General features: G+C 69.0%; 14 protein-coding genes and 1 rRNA gene. 7 read left to right on the forward strand and 8 right to left on the reverse strand.

What is annotated here, in order from left to right; all coding sequences use genetic code 11:
* Positions 1 to 218 precede the first annotated feature (218 nt).
* A 5S ribosomal RNA gene (rrf, locus tag AS181_RS02060) occupies positions 219 to 335 on the forward strand.
* 67 nt (positions 336 to 402) lie between these two features.
* Here the strand turns inward: rrf and AS181_RS02065 are convergent.
* On the reverse strand, positions 403 to 1,281 hold the full coding sequence (locus tag AS181_RS02065) for a universal stress protein (protein WP_058249974.1): 879 nt from the start codon (positions 1,279 to 1,281) through the stop codon (positions 403 to 405).
* Between the two features lie 90 nt (positions 1,282 to 1,371).
* On the opposite strand from AS181_RS02065, the gene glsA reads away from it, so the two are divergent.
* Positions 1,372 to 2,805 carry a glutaminase A gene (gene glsA / locus AS181_RS02070; protein ID WP_058249975.1) on the forward strand — a complete coding sequence of 478 codons (1,434 nt, stop codon included), beginning with the start codon at positions 1,372 to 1,374 and terminating at the stop codon, positions 2,803 to 2,805.
* A 46-nt stretch (positions 2,806 to 2,851) separates the two neighbouring features.
* Positions 2,852 to 3,535: an endonuclease NucS gene (nucS, locus tag AS181_RS02075; protein ID WP_058249976.1), complete on the forward strand. Its 684-nt coding sequence runs from the start codon at positions 2,852 to 2,854 to the stop codon at positions 3,533 to 3,535.
* A 174-nt stretch (positions 3,536 to 3,709) separates the two neighbouring features.
* On the opposite strand, the gene AS181_RS02080 is transcribed toward nucS, so the two are convergent.
* Both AS181_RS02080 and mce read right to left on the reverse strand, forming a co-directional pair.
* Complete coding sequence (locus tag AS181_RS02080; protein WP_058249977.1) at positions 3,710 to 4,675, reverse strand: hypothetical protein; 966 nt, start codon at positions 4,673 to 4,675, stop codon at positions 3,710 to 3,712.
* A 152-nt stretch (positions 4,676 to 4,827) separates the two neighbouring features.
* A complete protein-coding gene (mce, locus tag AS181_RS02085) occupies positions 4,828 to 5,298 on the reverse strand; it encodes a methylmalonyl-CoA epimerase (RefSeq protein ID WP_058249978.1) in 471 nt (156 codons plus the stop codon).
* Positions 5,299 to 5,383: 85 nt separating this feature from the next.
* Between mce and AS181_RS02090 the strand changes: the two genes are divergently transcribed.
* The 4 genes from AS181_RS02090 to AS181_RS02105 all read left to right on the forward strand — a co-directional run bounded on the left by AS181_RS02090 (position 5,384) and on the right by AS181_RS02105 (position 9,340).
* Positions 5,384 to 6,586, forward strand: a complete 1,203-nt coding sequence (locus AS181_RS02090) for an acetyl-CoA C-acetyltransferase (RefSeq protein ID WP_058249979.1) — start codon at positions 5,384 to 5,386, stop codon at positions 6,584 to 6,586.
* Between the two features lie 62 nt (positions 6,587 to 6,648).
* The gene (locus AS181_RS02095; RefSeq protein ID WP_058249980.1) at positions 6,649 to 7,044 is read left to right on the forward strand and encodes a DUF3817 domain-containing protein; all 396 of its coding nucleotides are present in this window, start codon (positions 6,649 to 6,651) and stop codon (positions 7,042 to 7,044) included.
* Between the two features lie 92 nt (positions 7,045 to 7,136).
* Positions 7,137 to 8,288 carry an MFS transporter gene (locus tag AS181_RS02100; protein ID WP_175404250.1) on the forward strand — a complete coding sequence of 384 codons (1,152 nt, stop codon included), beginning with the start codon at positions 7,137 to 7,139 and terminating at the stop codon, positions 8,286 to 8,288.
* A gap of 95 nt (positions 8,289 to 8,383) precedes the next feature.
* Positions 8,384 to 9,340 carry a tetratricopeptide repeat protein gene (locus tag AS181_RS02105; protein ID WP_175404261.1) on the forward strand — a complete coding sequence of 319 codons (957 nt, stop codon included), beginning with the start codon at positions 8,384 to 8,386 and terminating at the stop codon, positions 9,338 to 9,340.
* 73 nt (positions 9,341 to 9,413) lie between these two features.
* Here the strand turns inward: AS181_RS02105 and glgB are convergent, their stop codons facing one another.
* The 5 genes from glgB to AS181_RS02130 all read right to left on the reverse strand — a co-directional run bounded on the left by glgB (position 9,414) and on the right by AS181_RS02130 (position 17,994).
* The gene (gene glgB, locus AS181_RS02110) at positions 9,414 to 11,636 is read right to left on the reverse strand and encodes a 1,4-alpha-glucan branching protein GlgB (RefSeq protein WP_058249982.1); all 2,223 of its coding nucleotides are present in this window, start codon (positions 11,634 to 11,636) and stop codon (positions 9,414 to 9,416) included.
* Between the two features lie 7 nt (positions 11,637 to 11,643).
* A complete protein-coding gene (locus AS181_RS02115; RefSeq protein ID WP_058249983.1) occupies positions 11,644 to 13,644 on the reverse strand; it encodes a maltotransferase domain-containing protein in 2,001 nt (666 codons plus the stop codon).
* A gap of 163 nt (positions 13,645 to 13,807) precedes the next feature.
* Positions 13,808 to 15,904 carry an ATP-dependent DNA helicase gene (locus AS181_RS02120; protein WP_058249984.1) on the reverse strand — a complete coding sequence of 699 codons (2,097 nt, stop codon included), beginning with the start codon at positions 15,902 to 15,904 and terminating at the stop codon, positions 13,808 to 13,810.
* Between the two features lie 124 nt (positions 15,905 to 16,028).
* Positions 16,029 to 16,640, reverse strand: coding sequence for an isochorismatase family protein (locus AS181_RS02125; RefSeq protein ID WP_058249985.1), 612 nt, complete (start codon positions 16,638 to 16,640; stop codon positions 16,029 to 16,031).
* 49 nt (positions 16,641 to 16,689) lie between these two features.
* Positions 16,690 to 17,994 carry a nicotinate phosphoribosyltransferase gene (locus AS181_RS02130; RefSeq protein WP_058249986.1) on the reverse strand — a complete coding sequence of 435 codons (1,305 nt, stop codon included), beginning with the start codon at positions 17,992 to 17,994 and terminating at the stop codon, positions 16,690 to 16,692.
* Between the last annotated feature and the right edge of the window lie 14 nt (positions 17,995 to 18,008).

Here is an 18,008-nt window from a genome sequence, read left to right on the forward strand (position 1 = left end):
CTGGTACTAATCGGCCGAGGACTTACCAACAACACCCACAACATCACCAAACCTCAGGTTCGGTTGGTGTTCGCATCCACTATGTACTTCTGAAACAACACACTCCTCCGGGTGGCTTCGCCCCCCGGACACCCCCCAACAACACCACGGTGTGACGGGGTGGTGAGAGGTGACAAACAAACACACGCACACTACATGAGCGTGTTGTTTCACAAAGTTACGGCGGCTATAGCGGAGGGGAAACGCCCGGCCCCATTCCGAACCCGGAAGCTAAGCCCTCCAGCGCCAATGGTACTGCACCCTAATCAGTGTGGGAGAGTAGGACACCGCCGAACACAACATCCCATTGTGGCCCCTCGCGATTCGTGAGGGGCCACAATGCTTTTCTGGGTCGAGACGTGATCAGTCGGTGCCCTTCGGAACGACGATCATCGGAACCGACACCGCGCGAAGGATTTTCGCTGCGGTTGTGCCGAGGAAGAGCGTGTTGGGCGCCGCCAGCCGGCTGGAGCCGACCATGACCACATCGCCGTCCTGCCAGTCCAGGGAGCCGACTGCCTCCTCGATGGTCGACCCCTGGGCGATCGCCGAGCTGACCGGGAAGTCCGGTGGCAGTTGTTCTCTGGCCGCCTCGAGACTGCGTCGCGCGTGTTCGCGAGCGTGGTCGAGGGCCCGTTCTTCCGGCTCGGTGCGCCAGGGTTGGACGTCGTCGACGGCGACCAGCGAGATCAGCCGGATGGGCCGATGTGCACGGACACCGCTGCGCAACGCCGTCTGGAACAACAGCTGGGTGCCTGGCCTGCTACCGATCGCGACCGAGATCTCTCGCACCTCGTCGGCGCCGAGATGCGCGAACCCCGGTGGCGCCACCGCCACCGGGACCGGTGCGGAATGCAAGATGTCGTTGACCACGGTCCCGAGTGTGTGCCGGCCGCGGATACCGCCACCCGCGCCGCCGATGACCAGCATGTCCGCCGATGTGCGCCGGGCCTGCACGATGAGACCCTCCCCGGGGTTGGCGTGTTCGGCGATCGTCGTGGTGGTCTGGATGTCGTCGGGGAGTCTGGCGGCAGCGGCGTCGAGCCATCGGCGGGCCGCATTGTCCAGGGCGTCGGAGAGGCGTTCGACCGAGACCTGTTCGGACGGGTCGGCGCTGTCCGGCTCGGGTGGGATGACGATGCAGAGCTCGAGTTCGGCGTCGAAGGTCCGCGCGAGGCATGCGCCGAGGGCGACCGCGTCGTCGCCTCCCGAGGTGGCGATGTATGCGACGAGCAGCTTCATCGGTACTCCCAGCGTCGGTGTCTCGGTCCCCGGTCATCGCCAGCCTAGTCATCTCCGACGGGGTGCCGGGGGACACGCTTAGATGGGGTCATGGACTCCCTCGTCGACGGTTACCTCAGCCACATCATGGACGAATGCCATTCGGACCGATCCGGTCATGTCGCCGACTACATCCCGGAACTGGCCGCCGTCGACCCCGAGGGTTACGGCCTGTCGATGTGCGTGCACGACGGCCACACCTACTCACATGGTGACTCCGCGACGGCGTTCACCATCCAGTCGGTCTCCAAGCCCCTCACCTATGCGATGGTCCTGAAGAAGCACGGCACCGCGGCGGTCGACGCGAAGATCGGCGTCGAGCCGTCCGGCGAGGCATTCAACGAGATCAGCGTGGACGAGCGCCGACGCCCGAAGAACCCGATGATCAATGCGGGGGCCATCTTTGCCGCATCCATGCTGTTGCCGCCGACCCGGGACGTGGCCGAGGCGGCGGTCGACGCCGCTTTCCGGGAGGTGCTCGAGTTCTACTCCGGATGTGCCGGACGGCGCCTCACGATGGACGAGGGGGTCTATGCCTCCGAGGCCGCGACGGGTTCGCGCAACCGCGCGATCGCCTACATGCTAGACAGCTTCGGGGCTCTAGAGACCAGCCCGGACGCCGCTCTCGACCTCTACTACCGACAGTGCTCGATTCGGGTGACGACCGACGACCTGGCCGGGATCGGCGCGACGATCGCGAACGGCGGGATGAATCCCCGCACGGGTCGGACGGTCTTCTCCAACGAGACCGCGCAGCGGTTGCTGAGTGTCATGACGACGTGCGGGATGTACGACGGCGCGGGGGACTGGGTCACCTCCGTCGGCCTGCCAGCGAAGAGCGGCGTCGGTGGCGGGATCCTCGCGGTGCTGCCGGGGCAACTCGGCATCGGCGTGTACTCGCCACGGCTCGACGGTCACGGCAACAGCGTCCGCGGCGTCGACGTGTGTCGGCATCTGTCCACCGACCTGGGTCTGCACATGTTCAACGTGACACGGGAGAGTCGGGTGACGATCCGGTCGGTCTACGACCTCGCCGACACCCCCGTCAGCGCGGAATGGGGCGAGCAGGAGCGCAGCTATCTGCGGACCTGTCGCGACCGCATCCGCGTGTACGAACTGCAGGGAGACCTGACCTTCGCCGGCGCCGAGAGTGTCCAGCGGCGCCTCATGGCCGACATCGACGCATACACCGTCGTCATCGTCGAGATCTCCCGCATCGGGGTGATCGACGCGGTCGCACGCACGATGGTGCTGAGCATCAAACGGCTGCTGGACGACAGCGGCCGGCGGGCCGCGCTCGTCGACCCGGACGGCGTCGTCCGCGCCAGCGTCGATCGGCACCGTGACGACGCGGCGGTGCCCGATCTCGATGCGCCGCCGGAACTCCGGGGATTCGACCCGGCGCTTCCGCACGTGCACTCGACGATGGACGACGCGGTCGTCGATGCCGAGACGTTTCTGCTGAAGCACTACTACGACGAGTGAGCGGGCCGCGCCGCCCGGTTCCGGGACACACCACTAGGGTGGGCACGTGCGTCTCGTCATCGCGGAGTGTCAGGTCGACTACGTCGGGCGGCTGACCGCCCATCTGCCCATGGCCCGGCGGTTGCTGCTGATCAAATCGGACGGATCGGTGAGCGTGCACGCCGACGACAGGGCCTACAAGCCGTTGAACTGGATGAGTCCGCCGTGCTGGCTCACCGAGGCGCAGGTTCCCGACGGTACGCAGGCGGAGGCGTACTGGGTCGTCACCAACAAGGCGGGCGAGGAACTCCGCATCACCATCGCGTCGATCGAGCACGACTCCCAGCACGACCTCGGCATCGACCCCGGACTCGTCAAGGACGGCGTCGAGGCGCACCTGCAGGAGCTGCTCGCCGAGCATGTCGAGACGTTGGGTCCGGGTCACACGCTCATCCGCCGCGAGTACATGACCGCGATCGGGCCGGTGGACCTGCTGTGCCGGGACGCATCGGGTGCCACGGTGGCGGTCGAGATCAAACGGCGCGGGGAGATCGACGGTGTCGAGCAGCTCACCCGGTACCTCGAGCTGCTCAACCGCGACACCACACTCGCCCCGGTGGCCGGCGTATTCGCCGCCCAGCAGATCAAGCCGCAGGCCCGCACGCTGGCCGAGGACCGCGGAATCCGTTGCGTGGTGCTCGATTACGACGAGCTTCGCGGCGCGGAGAGCACGGAGTTCCGGCTGTTCTAGGCCCACCCTGCGGAGCAAGCGGCGTGGCCCACCCCCTGCTCCCTGAGGTGCGAGCGCAGCGAGCCACGAAGGGCCCTCGCCCTCGTCTTGCCAGGCCCTTCGTGGCTCGTCGCTCGCGCTCCTCGCACCTCAGGGAGCAGGGGCTGGGACCTGAGGTTGTGTGGTTCTTTCGGATCAGGCGGAGCGGACCTCCGGCGACCGCGCCTCGGGCGAGAGCTTGCGGTTGAGGAGGTCGAGATCGTCGGCGTCGGACAGCACGGAGTACTCGGAGTCGTCGGGCTGGGCGAGCAGTTCCGGCAACTCGGCCAGCTCCTCGCGTAGCCGCCCGAGGTTGGCGGCGATGTCCTGACGCGTGCGATCAGCCGCCTGCGCGAGTTCGCGTGATCGATCGAGTCGTTCGGTCGCGATGTCGAGCGCGGTCTGACGGATGTGTGCCGCCTCGTCGAGTGCGCGTTCGCGCTGATCGGCGAGTTCGGCATCATGGCGTTCCCGCTCGGCCCGGCGTTCGGCGGCGCTGACCGCCTCGAGTTCGGCGACCTCGGCTTTCGCCTTCTCCACCACTCGGCGGGCCTCGTCCTTGGCGGCCTGCATGGTCTTGGTGTGTTCGGCCTCCATCGCGGCGGTGCGCTCGGCGATGAGGCGGGCGGACTCCGACTCGTTGGCGGCCGCGGTCTCCTTGACCTGCCGTGCCCGGGCGGCGGCCTCGTCGACCAGCTTCTTCGCGGCCGTGCGTGCCTCGCCCCGGACGCGCTCGGCGTCGGTCGCGGCCGACGACCGCATGTCGGCGGCCTCCTGGCGCGCGATGGACAGCGTCTCGGCGGCTTCGGCGGCCGCTTCGGCGCGCATCTCCGACGCTTCGTCGGACGCCAGCTGCAGCATCCGCGACAGTCGCTCGCTCATCCCTTGCGCGGTGGTCGGCGGGACCGAGAGCTTGTCGACCTCCCGGCGCAGTTCGGCTATCTCGTCGCGCGCGTCCTCGAGATGCGCGGCGAGTTCGTGTGCGTTGGCGGTGGCGGCGTCGCGATCGGCGGCGAGGACGCGCAGATCGGCGTCGAGGCGCTGGAGGTGATCGGCGACCTGCTCACGGTCATAACCGCGCATCACGATCGCGAAGGGCAATTGCCGTGCGGGACCTGGCATGGCGGCCAGTGTATCGGAGAGAGTGCGGGATCTCCTCGACGTCGGCGACGCCGTGCGTGGAGGTGCCGAGCCGGCCGGTCCACGGATGGGAGCGGCCGGCTCGGCATGTCGAGTCAGCTAGCGGCGCAACGGTTTTCGGCCGTTGCGGCGGATCAGTGTGCGGTGGCGGCGGGTTCCACGAGTTCGAGCAGCACGCCGCCCGCGTCCTTGGGGTGGACGAAGTTGATGCGGGAGTCCGCGGTGCCCCGCTTCGCGGCAGGATAGAGGACCCGGACGCCGGCTTCGGTGAGTCGTGCCGTGACCGCGTCGACGTCGGTCACCCGCACGGCGAGCTGCTGGAGCCCAGGACCGTTGCGGTCGATGAACTTGGCGATCGTCGACGACTCGTCGAGCGGGGCGAGCAACTGGATGACCGCACCGGTGCCGCCGGCCGGGCCGACCATGGCCTCCTCGACGCCCTGCTCGGCGTTCGTCTCCTGATGCAGCGTCTCGAACCCGAGGTGGGTGGCGTACCACTCCTTGGCGGCGTCGAGATCGGGGACGGCGATGCCGACGTGATCGATGGCGACGATCAGGTCGGAGATGAGTGCGGTGGCGCTGGGGTCCGTTGCTGAGGAAGACATGGGACAACGGTAGCGTTGAGGTGTTGAGCGCACAGAGCGGGCGCTCGGTTGGCCCCCTATCTAGACACTTCCCGGAGGTTCCCTCATGACTTCGACTGCCGACAAGACCACGGTCATCGTCGCCGGCGCACGCACCCCCTTCGGCCGCCTGCTGGGCTCCCTGAAGGACTTCAGCGGGGTCGATCTCGGCGCGGTCGCCATCAAGGGCGCACTCGAGCGGGCCGGCGTTCCGGCATCCGAGGTCGAGTACGTGATCATGGGCCAGGTGCTGACCGCGGGGGCCGGTCAGATGCCCGCCCGCCAGGCCGCGATCAAGGCCGGCATCGGCTGGGACGTCCCGACCCTGACCATCAACAAGATGTGTCTGTCGGGGATCGACGCGATCGCGCTGGCCGATCAGCTCATCCGGGCCGGCGAGTTCGACGTCGTCGTCGCCGGCGGCCAGGAGTCGATGACTCAGGCGCCCCATCTCCTGCCCAACAGCCGCGGCGGCTTCAAGTACGGCAACACCGAACTCGTCGACCACATGGCGTTCGACGGGCTCTTCGACGCCTTCACCGATCAGCCGATGGGGGCGCTGACCGAGCAGGGCAACGACGCCGACGGGTTCACCCGTGAGCAACAGGACGAGTTCGCGGCACGAAGCCACTGGCTCGCCGCAGCCGCGTGGAAGAACGGCGTCTTCGACGACGAGGTCGTGCCGGTGGCCATCCCGCAGCGTAAGGGCGACCCGATCGAGTTCGCCGAGGACGAGGGGATTCGCGCCAACACCACCGTGGAGTCGCTGTCGGGGCTGCGGCCGGCCTTCCGCAAGGACGGCACGATCACCGCGGGCAACTCGTCGCAGATCTCCGACGGCGCGGCGGCCGTCGTGGTGATGAGCAAGGCCAAGGCCGAGGAACTGGGCGTCACGTGGCTGGCCGAGATCGGCGCCCACGGCGTCGTCGCCGGCCCGGACTCCAGCCTGCAGGCGCAGCCGGCCAATGCGATCGTCAAGGCCTGTGACCGCGAGGGCATCGCACCCGCGGACCTGGACCTCATCGAGATCAACGAGGCCTTCGCGGCGGTCGGGCTGTCCTCGACCAAGCAGCTCGGCGTCGATCCCGAGATCGTCAATGTCAACGGTGGTGCGATCGCCGTCGGACATCCGATCGGGACCTCCGGGGCGCGCGTCGCGCTGCATGTCGCGCTCGAGCTGAAGCGACGGGGCGGTGGCGTCGGTGCAGCCGCGCTCTGTGGAGCCGGCGGCCAGGGTGACGCGCTGATCATCCGGGTTCCGAAGTCCTGAACGAAGGAGATGTCTACGACATCTTGTAGTAGTTTGCTGTCCGATTCGGCACAATGAGGGCCATGCTGTCATTCTTCGACCTGACCACTCCCGCCAAGCGCTTCCGGTTCGTCGCCGTCGCCGAGGCGATCACCTGGGCGGTCCTGCTGGTCGCCATGGTCGTCAAGCGGGTCAACGACGACGACGAGGCCATCGCCAAGCCGGGCATGATCCACGGGATCGTCTTCGTGATCTTCGTGGTCGTCGCCCTGATCACGGCGATCCAGCTCAAGTGGAACGCGGTGAAGTGGGAGCTGCCGGTGGGTTCGCGGCGGATCGGAATCCCGATCGTCACCCTGCTGGCGCTGGTCTCGAGCCTCCCGCCGTTCGGCACGATCGTGTTCGAGTGGTGGGCGCGCCGTAACGGCCATCTCGCCGAACTGTCCGCCGACCGCGCGCCCAGGCAGGCCACGGCCTGACCGCCCCGATCCCGCCTTCGATCGCCCCGACGCTCCGGCGCTCCCGCCGCAGCGTCGGGGCGATCTTCGCGCTCAACGGGTTTCTCGCCGCGATGTGGGTGGCCCACATCCCGGTCATCAGTGCGCGCACCGGAGTCGATCACGACCAACTCGGCGGACTGTTGCTGTTGCTCGGCGCGTCGGCGTTCGTCGGCATGCAGGTCTGCGGCCGTCTGATCGACCGTCGGGGGTCCCGGCCGGTGACGATCGGTGCCGCGCTGCTGCTGTCGGCGGTCATCGTCGCCCCGGTGCTCGCCGCCGACGCCCTGACGCTCGCCGCCGCGCTCGTCGCCTTCGGATTCGCCAACGGTTGCCTGGATGTGTCGATGAACGCGCAGGCGGTCGTGGTCGAACGGGCCTACGGCCGACCGATCATGTCGTCGTTCCACGGGTTCTTCTCGGCGGGCAGTCTCGTGGGTTCGGGAGTAATCGCGGCAACCCTGTGGGCCGACGTCGGTGTCGTCCTCACCGTGGCCTGCGCCGCGGCGGCCGGCATCGGCGTCGTGGCGTGGAACGCGCGCGGTCTGGCCGGTCGCGAGGTGGGGACCGACGATGCGAGTGCACGCGGTGCAGACGCCGACGGTCCCGCGTCCGGGAAGTGGTGGCACACCGTGGACCGGCGCCGCCTGGTGCTGCTGGCGGTGGTCGCGTTCGCACTCATGCTCGCCGAGGGCACCGCCTACGACTGGAGTGCACTGCACGTGGTCGAGACCTTCGGTTCCGCCGAAGCCGTCGGCGCCATCGCTTTCGGCGCATTCAGCGCGACGATGACCGTCGCGCGATTCGTCATCGATCCGGTCGTCGGGTCGGTGGGACCGGTGGCGGTCGTCCGCTACGGCGGCCTGCTCGGCACCGCCGGAATCCTGATCGCGGTGCTCTCGCCCGTACCCGCGCTCGCCATCGTGGGATGGGGTGTGTTCGGACTGGGTCTGGCGGGGCTGATCCCGCAGATCTTCACCGCGGCGGGCAATCTGTCGGGGGAGTCGAGCGGCCGGACGATCTCCGCCGTCGTCGGATGCGGGTACCTCGGCATGCTCGCCGGCCCCGCGGTCGTAGGCTTCATCAGCAGCCGGACCTCGCTGAACACCGGGTTGCTGGCGGCCGTGGCGGCGCTCGTCCTCGCCGTCGTGCTCGCGCCGGTCGTTCGCCCGGACCGCACGCGCACCGCCGCGCCGGACCGAACGCGTTCGCCCGACGTCATCTGATTCCGCGTGGGCGGTCGTGACACACTGGAGGGGTGACGCGACCAACCAATCGTCAGCAGGCCGCCGCCGCGGCCCGACAGCAGGCGGCAGCAGCCATGGCCATGTCCGGCGCGGTGGATCTCGGCGTACTCAAGGAGCGGGCCGAAGCCGAACGCGCACAAGCGCAACGGACCCAGTCGCAGGCCGCAGCACGACCTGCCGCGCCCGGTGAGCCGCCCGCCGAGGGCGGGCAGTCGCCGGCCGCCGGTGCGGGAACCGCGGCGGCCGCGGTCCTCGACGTCACCGAGGAGACGTTCGAGGCCGAGGTGCTCAACCGGTCGATGCAGCAGCTCGTGGTCATCGACCTGTGGGCGGAATGGTGCGGGCCGTGTAAGCAGTTGTCGCCGGTCCTCGAACGCCTCGCCGCGCAGTCGGGCGGGCGCTGGGTGCTGGCGAAGGTCGACGTCGACGCCAATCCCCGTATCGCACAGGCCTTCCGGGTGCAGTCGATCCCGATGGTCGTCGCGATCGTGCAGGGACAGCCGGTGACCGCCTTCAACGGGGTGCGTTCCGAGGCCGAGATCACCCAGTGGATCGACGACATCTTCGCCCAGATCGGCGACATCCTCCCGGGCGTGCCCGACGGGCCCGCACCCGAGCCGGAGCCCGAGGACCCGAGGCTGGTCGCCGCCGAGACGAAGCTGAACGACGGCGACTTCGACGGCGCACTCGCCGACTACCGGGCGATCGCCGAGGCCGAGCCGGAGAACCTCGAAGCGGTGTCCGCCGCGCGGAACCTCGAGTTCATCCTGCGGGCGCAGGCGCACGATCCCGCCATCGTGGAGACGGCGTCCCCGCGTGACGTCGATGCGCAGCTCGCGGCCGCGGACGTCCTGTTGCTCAACCAACAGCCCGAAGCCGCGTTCGACCGCATCATCGACGTCGTGCGCGTGACCGCGGGGGAGGAGCGCACCCGGGCGCGCACCCGGCTGCTCGAGCTGTTCGAACTCTTCGATCCCGCCGAGCAGTTCGTCGTGAGCGCCCGGCGCAAGCTCGCCAGCGCCCTCTACTGACGGGTTGAGGCCACTGCCGCGGGAGTTTGAGTGGTGTGTTTCGGAACCAGGCGACTGATTCCGAAACACACCACTACTCCCGCGGCACCAGCCAGATCGCCGAGTTGGCGGGCAGCATGACCCGAGCCGACACGGGACGTCCGTGGTACGACGGCCCATCCGCCGTGACCGACCCCATGTTGCCCCGCCCGGCACCGCTGTAGGCGTCGGCATCGGTGTTGAGGATCTCGTCCCAGACACCGGCCGAGGGCAACCCGACCTGATAGTCGGCGCGGTCGGAGCCGCTCAGGTTGAACAGGCACGCGACGACCGATCCGTCGGTGCCGTACCGGAGGAAACTGATGACGTTGTTGGCGGTGTCGTTGGCGTCGATCCACTCGTAACCCAGGGGATCGATGTCCTGGGTGTACAGCGCCGGTCGGGACCGGTAGATCCGGTTCAGGTCGGTGACGAGGGCCGAGATGCCGGAGTGCAGTTCGCCCTCCCAGCCCTCGAGCTGATGCCAGTCCAGGCTACGGTTGTCGGCCCATTCGCCGGTCTGCCCGAACTCCTGTCCCATGAACAACAGTTGCTTGCCGGGGTGGGACCACATGTAGGCGAGGTAGACGCGCACTCCCGCGGCCTTGGTGAACGAATCGCCCGGCATCCGCGTCCACAGCGTGCCCTTGCCGTGCACGACCTCGTCGTGGGAGAGCGGCAGCACGAAATTCTCGCTCCACGCGTACACCAGCGAGAAGGTGATCTCGTGGTGGTGGAAGCTGCGGTGGATCTGATCGCGGGACAGGTAGTCGAGGGTGTCGTGCATCCAGCCCATGTTCCACTTGAAGCTGAACCCCAGCCCGCCGAGATCGGTCATGCGGGTCACGCCCGGCCATGCGGTCGACTCCTCGGCCACCGTGATCACGCCCGGGAAATGTTTGTGCACAGTCGCGTTGGTCTCCTGGAGGAACTGCACCGCCTCCAGGTTCTCGCGACCGCCGTGCACATTGGGGCGCCATTGCCCGGCCGGTCGTGAGTAGTCCAGGTAGAGCATCGAGGCCACCGCGTCGACGCGGAGACCGTCGATGTGGAACTCGCTGAACCAGAACAGGGCGTTCGCCACGAGGAAGTTGCGGACCTCGTGCCGGCCGAAGTCGAAGACGTAGGTGCCCCAGTCGAGCTGCTCGCCGCGCATCGGATCGGCGTGCTCGTACAGCGGGGTGCCGTCGAATCGGGCGAGCGCCCAGTCGTCTTTGGGGAAGTGGGCCGGCACCCAGTCGACGATCACGGCGATGTCACGGGAGTGGAGGTGATCGACGAGGTAGCGGAAGTCGTCGGGCGTTCCGAAGCGCGCCGTCGGCGCGTAGTACGACGTGACCTGGTAACCCCAGGAACCGCCGAACGGGTGCTCGGCGACGGGCAGGAACTCGACGTGGGTGAAGCCCTTCTCGACGGCGTAATCGGCCAGCTCGTGCGCGAGTTCGCGGTAGCCAAGGCCCTGACGCCAGGACGCGAGGTGGACCTCGTAGACGCTCATCGGCTCACGCTCGGGCGCGGACCGTTCCCGGCGCGCGATCCACGCGTCGTCGGTCCAGACATGTTCGGACACGGTGACCCGGGACGCGGTTGCCGGGGGCGTGCTGGTGCGGAAGGCCATGGGGTCGGCCTTGTCGCGGATGACGCCGTCGGCGCCATGGACGCGGAACTTGTAGTGGGTCCCGTCGCCGACGTCGGGGATGAAGACCTCCCACACCCCGCTGACCCCGACCTTGCGCATCGGCGCAACGCGCCCGGTCCAGTCGTCGAAGTCGCCGATCACGGTGACGCCGTGGGCATTCGGTGCCCACACGGAGAAGGCGGTGCCGTGCACGTCGCCGTCGGTGGTCGTGTACGACGTCACCCGCGCACCGAGGGCGTTCCACAGTTCCTCGTGGCGGCCCTCGCTGAAGAGATGGATGTCGACGTCGCCGAGGCTCGGCAGGAACCGGTAACCGTCGGCCACGACGAATTCCGACGTGCCCCCGGTGGAATCGGGGTAGACGACGCGGTACCGGTAGTCCATCAGGTCGGCCATCGGCACGGTGACCACCCACAGGTCGTCGGTCTGACGGGTCATCGGATGATCGACTCCGCCGATGACCGCCGACACCGAGATCGCGTTCGGGCGCAGGGTGCGCAGGATCGTCGCGCCGCCGGGCGCGTCGTGGGCGCCGAGGAAGGCGTGTGGATCGGGATGGGTCTGCGCCGCGAGCCGACGCAGGTCGTGGTCGGTCGCGTAGGGGTCGGGCAGGTCTGGCGGATCGGTGCGATCGGTCACTGATACCTCACTGGATCCGATAGGCGAGCTGTTGTGCGGCAACAGGTTCGAGGGGCGGCAAGGCGAGGATGTGCGCCACCGCCCGCCATGGCTCGAGCCGGACGTAGTTGTCCTGGCCCCACCAGTACTCCTCGCCGGAGACCTCGTCGCGGACGGGGAAGCGGTCGTACCACTCGAAGCCGAGCTTCGGCAGGTCGAGCCAGACCGTGGAGTCCTCGGGACCGAACGGGTTCAGGTTGATCACGACGATGACCCGGTCGCCCGACACCGGGTCGATCTTCGAGTAGGCGATCAGCGACGGGTTGTCGACATGGTGGAAATGGATGTTGCGCAGCTGCTGCAGTGCGGGGTGCCGGCGCCGGATCTCGTTCAGCGAGGTGATCCACGGCTCGAGCGACTCGCCGCGGCTCGCTGCCGCCTTGTAGTCACGGGGCCGCAGCTCGTACTTCTCCGAGTTGAGGTACTCCTCGCTGCCCTCGGTCACGGCGACGTGCTCGTACAGCTCGTATCCGCTGTAGACACCCCATGTCGGGGCCAGGGTCGCGGCGAGCGCGGCGCGCAGTGCGAACATGCCCGGACCGCCGTGCTGAAGACTCTCGTGCAGGATGTCGGGGGTGTTGACGAAGAGGTTGGGGCGGGCCTCGTCGGCGTGGTCGGCGATCTCCCGGCCGAACTGCTCGAGCTCCCACTTCAGCGTCTTCCAGGTGAAGTAGGTGTAGCTCTGGCTGAAGCCGAGCCGGGCGAGGCCGTAGAGCCGCGCCGGCCGGGTGAAGGACTCGGAGAGGAAGAGCACGTCGGGGTGGCGCTTCTTCACCTCACTGATCAGCCACTCCCAGAAGTTCGGCGGCTTGGTGTGCGGATTGTCGACGCGGAAGATGTCGACTCCGAGCCCGACCCAGTGCAGGACGACCTTGAGGACCGCTCGGTAGATGCCGTTGCGGTCGTTGTCGAAGTTCAGCGGGTAGATGTCCTGGTACTTCTTCGGCGGGTTCTCCGCGAAGGCGATGGTGCCGTCGGGCTGGGTGGTGAACCACTCCGGATGCTCGAGCGCCCACGGATGATCCGGTGCGCACTGCAGGGCCAGATCGAGCGCGACCTCGAGGCCGAGTTCGCGAGCCCGGCCGACGAAGTACTCGAAGTCCTCCTCGGTGCCGAGGAGGGGATGGATGGCGTCGTGCCCGCCGTCGGAAGATCCGATGGCCCACGGCGAACCGACATCCTCGGGTCCCGCGACGAGGGTGTTGTTGGGGCCCTTGCGGTTGATCTCACCGATCGGGTGGATCGGTGGCAGGTAGACGACGTCGAACCCCATGTCCGCGATGCGCGGCAGATCCTGGGCGGCGGTGAGGAACGTGCCGTGGACGGGATTGCCCTCACCGTCCCAGCCGCCGGTCGAGCGCGGGAACAGTTCGTACCACGAGCCGAACAGTGCGCGCTTGCGATCGACCCACACCCGGTAGGTACGGCTCTTGGTGACGAGCTCGCGGACGGGATGGGCGGTCAGCAGTTCGACGACCTCGTCGGAGACCGCCAGACCCACCCGGTTCTCGACACGGCGACGACGTGCCCGGAGTTGGCGCGCGGCGTCGAGCAGGAGTTCTCGGTCATCACCGGCGACCAGGTCGGCTGCGGTGTCCAGTACCCGCGCGCCGGTCTCGATGTCGTTGGCGAGGTCGGCGGCGCCCTGCCCGGCGTCGAGCTTCTTCAGAACGGCCGAACGCCACGTGGCGTAGGGGTCGCTCCAGGCCTCGATCCGGTACGACCAGAATCCGACGGCGTCGGGGACGAAGGCTGCGTTGAAGGTGTCCGGTTCCGGCGCGGGAACCATCCGGACATCGAACGGTCCGCGTCGCGGAGCCTCGACGTGCAGTGTGACGCCGAGCGCGTCATGTCCTTCACGCCAGGCCGTGGTGCTGACCGGGAAGTATTCTCCCACAACGGCTTTGGCAGGTTGCTGACCCGCTGACACAAGGGGTGCGATGTCGTCGATACCCATGCGCCCGATCACGTGGAGCCTCCTGTCGTCAGCTCCCGTGAGTGGCCGGGGTGCGCTGTCGGTCTCGCCTTCGTTGGTATCACCGGTACCCAACCTAGTGCCCCGCGGACGGGATTGTCTTGTCATGGATCGCCCGCCGTGTCGGGCGGGCCGGGCGCGGCGGGGTCGGTCGAGGTCAGCCCACCGAACGGGCGGGATCGGTCAATCGGGTCAGTGCCGAACGGACGACCGCGGGGTCGGTGGTACGCCACATCGGGGGCAGCGACGCGAGCAGATAACCGCCGTACCCGGCCGTGGCCAGTCGGGAGTCGAGGACCGCGACGACCCCGCGGTCGTCGACCGAACGCAGCAGGCGGCCGGCGCCCTGGGCGAGCAGCAGCGCGGCGTGGTTGGCCGCCACCGACAGGAATCCGTTGCCGCCGCGCGCATCGACCGCACGCTGCCGGGCGGTCAGCAGCGGATCGTCGGGACGAGGGAAGGGGATGCGGTCGATGAGCACGAGGCTCAACGACGGGCCCGGCACGTCGACCCCCTGCCACAGGGACAAGGTGCCGAACAGGCAGGTCGCCGGGTCGTCGGCGAACCGCCGGACCAGGGTGGACGTCGTGTCGTCACCCTGGCACAGCACCGGGTGGTCGGTGCGGTCGCGGATCGCGTCGGCGGCTTCGCGCGCCGCGCGCATCGAGGAGAACAGACCGAGCGTGCGTCCGCCGGCGGAGTTCACGAGCTCGGCGATCTCGTCCATCGTCCGCGACGAGATGCCCGAGCGGTCGGGTCGGGGGAGGTGACGTGCGACGTAGAGAATCGCCGACCGCGGATAGTCGAAGGGCGAGCCGGCATCGAGGCCGGTCCAGCGTGCCGAACCCGAATCGGACGGGACCGCCTTCCCGCTGGCGGTGACGTCGGCTGTGCTCGACCCCGCTGCCGGGCTCGTCTCGTCCGTCACCGGACGGTCGGTCCCGCGCCCCGACGCCGGGAGTCCCCAGGTCGCGGCGAGGGCGTCGAAGGAGCCGCCGATCGTGAGGGTCGCCGAGGTCAGGATGACCGTGGCGTCGGCGAACAGGGAGGCCCGGAGCAGGCCGCCGACCGACAGGGGTGCGATGTGCAGGATGGGCCGGGGCTCGGCCCCGCGGCGTGAGGTGTCCAGTGACGCCCACACGACGTCGCGCCGCTTCGCCTCGTCGGGTTCGTCGAACGCACCGAGTACGCGGACGACGGTGTCGTGCATGTCCTCGAGTGAGGTCAGGGCCGCCGAGCGGGCGGCCGCCGCGCCGTCGTCGGCGCCGGCCATCCGTACCGGTCCGATCGCGGTGCGCGCCTGCCACAGCCGGTCCCGCAGCATCACGAGGACAGCGGTGGCGTCGGACGGCAGGCCGGTCCACTGGCGCATCGGCGCGTTGTCGAGCAATTCGCCCAGCTGTTCACCGGCGCCCAGGAGGGCGTCGGCGGTCTCCTCGTCGACGAGCTTCCCGCACCGGCGTGCGACGAGCGCCACCGAGGCCGCCGACAGTTCGTCGGTGGCCACCGACGTCATCCGGTCGACGAGCTCGTGGGCCTCGTCGATGACGACGACGTCGTGCTCGGGCAAGACGTTGGCCGGGCTCGTGGCGTTGATGGCCAGCAGCGCGTGGTTGGTCACCACCACGTCGACCTTCCCGGACCGACGGCGGGACTGCTCGGCGAAGCAGTCCTCGCCGTAGGAGCAGTTGGCCGCGCCCAGGCACTCGCGGGCGGTGACGCTGACCTGTCGCCACGACCGGTCGGAGACGCCGGGGACGAGGTCGTCCCGGTCGCCGGTCTCGGTCTCGCTGCTCCACTCCCGCAGACGCGTGACCTCCCGGCCGGTGCGCGACAGCTCGAACGGGTCGAACAGCTCGGTGTCCGGCTCGTCGGCGGTACCGGAGTGGATCTTGTTCAGGCACAGATAGTTTCCGCGCCCTTTGAGAATCGCGAAGGTGGGCTCGCGGCCGATCGGCTTCTTCAGCGCCTTGGCCAGGCGGGGGAGATCGCGCTCGATGAGCTGGCGCTGCAACGCGATCGTCGCGGTGGACACCACGACGGTGCGGCCGCTCTCGACGGCGTGCCGGATGGCCGGCACGAGGTAGGCCAGCGACTTGCCGGTGCCGGTGCCGGCCTGGACCGCGAGATGTTCACCGGTGTCGATGGCGTGCGCGACCGCGGAGGCCATCGCGACCTGACCGTCGCGGCGGCGGCCGCCGAGTGCGGTGACCGCCGCGTCGAGCAGGTCGGTCACCGGGGGTGTGTTGGGCATGAGGTGTGTTCCGGTTGTCCTTGCTGGGTTCGCCGTGCGCGGGAACGGTGTTCTTTCAGACGTATCGCGGGCCCGGTCGGTTCCCGCTGTCGAGATCGGGATCGTGGTCGGGACCGCGGCGCTGCTACCCGGTCCGACTCGACCCGTCGTAGAGCAGGTCGCCCACGAGTTCGACACCCGCCTGCCGCAGCGCCGAGAGAGCCTTCGACGTCGTCTCGGGCGCGACACCGGCGGTGAAGTTCAGGAGGACGCGGGTGCTGAAACCGGCCTCCACGGCGTCGAGCGCGGTCGCCCGCACGCAGTGGTCGGTGGCGATGCCGACGATGTCGACCGACTTCACCTTCCGTTCCCGCAACCACACGGCGAGGGTGGAGCCGTCGGCGGCCGCGCCCTCGAAGCCGGAGTACGCGGCGCTGTACTCGCCCTTGGAGAACACCTCGTGCGCCGCCGCGGCGTCGAATTCCCGGTGGAACGCGACGCCGTCGGTGCCGACGCGGCAGTGCGGTGGCCAGGTGTCGACGTAATCGGGGTCGTCGGAGAAGTGCGCACCGGGGTCGATGTGATAATCGCGGGTCGCGACGACGGTCCGGTATTCGTCGAGGATCGACGTGACCGCCCGCGCGACCGCGGCGCCGCCGTTCACCCCGAGGGCGCCGCCCTCGCAGAAGTCGTTCTGCACGTCGACGACGATCAGCGCGTCGGCGGGACGGGTGCCGTCGCTGCGTTCGGCGCTCATCCAATTCTCCTGTCGTCGGGGGACATCGGTTCCGGGCGTCGGGGTGCGGTCAGCCGAGCTCGTAGCGGGTCGGCACCGCGGGATCTCCATGGGACAGGCCGAGACCCTCCCAGGGCAAGCTCACCAGGCCGGCCGCGAGGTGGGCGCGGGCATCGGTGAGAGTGGGCAGCGACGCCACGGGCGTCCCACCGCGGACGAGCGGGATCTGCAGGTCCCGGATGCCGAGCCCGTCCGGCGCGGGGCGGGTGCCGTCGGCGCGATACACGATCTCCTCGACGATCGTGCCGCTCGACCGGGCCGCCCGCACGGCCGACTTGGCGCCGCCGCGCGACTCCTTGTGACTCGCACGTTTGGCCACCGGCAGGCCGTCGACCTCGACGAGTTTGTACACCATCCCCGCCGTCGGCGCCCCGCTCCCGGTGACCAGGGATGTCCCGACCCCGTAGGTGTCGACCGGCTCGGCGCGCAGCGAGGCGATCGCGTACTCGTCGAGATCACCGGACACGACGATCTTCGTCTCCGTCGCGCCCAGGTCGTCGAGCTGCGCGCGGACCTGGCGCGCCAGCACACCGAGGTCGCCGGAGTCGATGCGCACGGCACCGAGTCCGGGGCCGGCCACCTCGATGGCGTTGCGCACGCCCTGGGTGATGTCGTAGGTGTCGACCAGCAGCGTGGTACCGATCCCGAGGACCTCGATCTGCGCGGCGAACGCGGCCTTCTCGTCGGGCCCGTCCGGTCCGGTGAAACCGAGGGTGAAGGCGTGGGCGGCGGTGCCGGCGCTGGGCACGCCGAAGCTCCGGGCCGCCTCGAGGTTCGAGGTGGCGGCGACGCCGGCGATGTAGGCGGCGCGCGCACTGGCGACGGCGGCGCGCTCATGGGTGCGCCGCGAGCCCATCTCGATGATCGGGCGCGACCCCGCCGCGCTGACCATTCGAGCCGCGGCCGACGCGATCGCGCTGTCGTGGTTGAGGATCGAGAGGATCAGGGTCTCGAGCAGGACCCCCTCCGCGAAGGGCGCGCGGACGGTGAGGATCGGCGAACCGGGGAAGTAGAGTTCGCCCTCCCGGTAACCGTCGATGTCACCGGAGAACCGATAGTCCCGCAGCCAGGCCACCGTGTCCGCGTCGAGGAATCGCTCGACCACGGCGATCTCCTCGTCGCGGAACCGGAACGCCGCGAGTTCGTCGAGAACGCGGCCGGTTCCGGCCACCACGCCATAGCGCCGGCCGTCGGGGAGGCGGCGGGCGAAGACCTCGAATGCGCACTGGCGGTGCGCAACCGGGTGGCTAAGTGCCGCTGCGACCATCGTCAGTTCGTACTGATCGGTCAGCAGCGCGGTGTTGTCGTTGGTCACAATCGCCTACCCTG

This window comes from Gordonia sp. SGD-V-85 (assembly GCF_001456905.1).
GTDB classification, from domain to species: domain Bacteria; phylum Actinomycetota; class Actinomycetes; order Mycobacteriales; family Mycobacteriaceae; genus Gordonia; species Gordonia hongkongensis.

Bases quoted from the DNA above. Each gene is read 5' to 3' on its own strand.
- AS181_RS02095 (WP_058249980.1), top strand. From the start codon at position 6,649: ATGCTGTCATTCTTCGACCTGACCACTCCCGCCAAGCGCTTCCGGTTC.
- AS181_RS02090 (WP_058249979.1), top strand. From the start codon at position 5,384: ATGACTTCGACTGCCGACAAGACCACGGTCATCGTCGCCGGCGCACGC.
- AS181_RS02065 (WP_058249974.1), bottom strand. From the start codon at position 1,281: ATGAAGCTGCTCGTCGCATACATCGCCACCTCGGGAGGCGACGACGCG.
- AS181_RS02120 (WP_058249984.1), bottom strand. From the start codon at position 15,904: ATGCCCAACACACCCCCGGTGACCGACCTGCTCGACGCGGCGGTCACC.
- mce (WP_058249978.1), bottom strand. From the start codon at position 5,298: ATGTCTTCCTCAGCAACGGACCCCAGCGCCACCGCACTCATCTCCGAC.
- glsA (WP_058249975.1), top strand. From the start codon at position 1,372: ATGGACTCCCTCGTCGACGGTTACCTCAGCCACATCATGGACGAATGC.
- AS181_RS02125 (WP_058249985.1), bottom strand. From the start codon at position 16,640: ATGAGCGCCGAACGCAGCGACGGCACCCGTCCCGCCGACGCGCTGATC.
- AS181_RS02100 (WP_175404250.1), top strand. From the start codon at position 7,137: ATGTGGGTGGCCCACATCCCGGTCATCAGTGCGCGCACCGGAGTCGAT.
- AS181_RS02105 (WP_175404261.1), top strand. From the start codon at position 8,384: ATGGCCATGTCCGGCGCGGTGGATCTCGGCGTACTCAAGGAGCGGGCC.
- AS181_RS02080 (WP_058249977.1), bottom strand. From the start codon at position 4,675: ATGCCAGGTCCCGCACGGCAATTGCCCTTCGCGATCGTGATGCGCGGT.